The organism is Methylobacterium sp. yr668, from assembly GCF_900116245.1.
In the GTDB taxonomy this organism is placed as follows: Bacteria; Pseudomonadota; Alphaproteobacteria; order Rhizobiales; family Beijerinckiaceae; genus Methylobacterium.
The window spans coordinates 1-1,622 of the sequence record NZ_FOZY01000092.1 but is presented as its reverse complement, the minus strand read 5'-3'; the positions used below and the strand labels follow the sequence as shown (position 1 = coordinate 1,622).

Below are 1,622 nucleotides of genomic sequence, written 5' to 3'. Positions count from 1 at the left end.
CCTGGCTGTGTCAAAACCCCGAAGGTGGTAGCTTTCCTCTGCACGACCGGAGGATGGCATGGGACGGTTCGTTGTCGGTGCCGAGCGCGATCAGACGACGCTGTTTCCGCCTTGTCTTGAGGACTGGATCGCCGAGGACAATCCTGTCCGCGTCGTCGATGCCTTTGTGGAGGCCCTGGAACTCGGCGCGCTCGGCTTTGCGGGTGTCGATGCGGCACGCACGGGTCGACCGGGCTACCATCCGGCCGCCCTGCTGAAGCTGTACGTCTACGGCTATCTCAACCGGGTCCCGTCAAGCCGACGCCTGGAGCGCGAGGCGGGCCGCAACGTCGAGGTCATGTGGCTGACCGGCCAGCTGTCGCCCGATCATAAGACCATTGCCGAGTTCCGTCGGCAGAACGGCCCCGCCATCGGGCGAGTCTGTGCCCGCTTTGTCGCCCTGTGCCGCACGATGGGCCTACTGACGGGGACGTGCGTCGCGATCGACGGCTCGAAGTTCAAGGCGGTCAACAATCGCGACCGCAACTTCACGCAAGGCAAGCTCGACCGGCGCCGCCAGCAGATCGAGGAGAGCGTGTCACGCTACCTCTTGCAGCTCGACACAGCCGATCGTCAGGACCCCACGCCGGAACTGGCAACCAAGGTGGAGCGGCTGAAGGAAAAGATCGCCCGCCTCGGACAGGAGATGGAGCGGCTGGCGGGGTTGGAAGAGCAGATGAAGGCCGCGCCCGACCGGCAGGTCTCGCTGACCGATCCCGACGCGCGGTCCATGGCCACCAGCGGTCGTGGATCGGGCGTGGTGGGTTACAACGTCCAGGTGGCGGTCGAGACCGAGCATCACCTGATCGTCGCGCACGCGGTCACCAATGCCGGCTCGGACCGGGCGCAGCTCAGCGGCATGGCCGCGCGGGCCAAAGAAGCTCTGGAAGCGGACACGCTCGATGCGGTGGCTGACCGGGGTTACTATTCCAGTGAACAGATCCTGGCCTGCGAACGCGCCGGCATCGCCGTGACGCTGCCCCGACCGATGACCTCGGGCGCGAAGGCCGTCGGGCGCTTCGGCAAGGATGATTTCCTCTACCGTCGTCAGGACAACACCTACTTGTGTCCGGCGGGTCAGACGCTGTCCCATCGGTACACCTCGGTGGAGAATGGCCTGACCCTGCATCGGTACTGGACGAATGTCTGCTCGGCCTGCGCGATGAAGGGAGCGTGCACGACAGGCAAGGAGCGCCGGGTGACCCGGTGGGAGCACGAGGACGTGCTGGAGGCCGTACAGCGCCGGTTGGACGGCGATCCGCTGGCCATGCGGGTCCGGCGCGAGACGGTCGAGCACCCCTTCGGCACGCTGAAGGCACGGATGGGGGCGACGCACTTCTTGACCAAGACCTTGCCGCGCGTCTCGACCGAGATGGCACTCCAGGTCCTGGCCTACAATCTGACGCGGGTTCTCAACATCATGGGAAGCCGGAAGCTCTTGGCAGCGATCCCCGCCTGAGTGAAGGCCTTTGATCGTTCACCGAGGGGCTGAAAAGCCGTCCAGCAGCGCCTTCAACTCAAACGGATGCGCGACCACAAAGGGTCGATCCAAACGGTGGAGCGCCTATTCTCGCAAAATTGGG

Annotated in this window: 1 protein-coding gene; it reads left to right on the top strand. The window is 65.2% G+C overall.

Annotated elements, in window-relative coordinates; translation table 11 throughout:
• The first annotated feature begins 58 nt into the window (after positions 1-58).
• Positions 59-1,498 (top strand): IS1182 family transposase, encoded by a 1,440-nt coding sequence (locus BM419_RS31550; RefSeq protein WP_091928775.1) that lies wholly within the window; start codon positions 59-61, stop codon positions 1,496-1,498.
• Positions 1,499-1,622 lie beyond the last annotated feature (124 nt).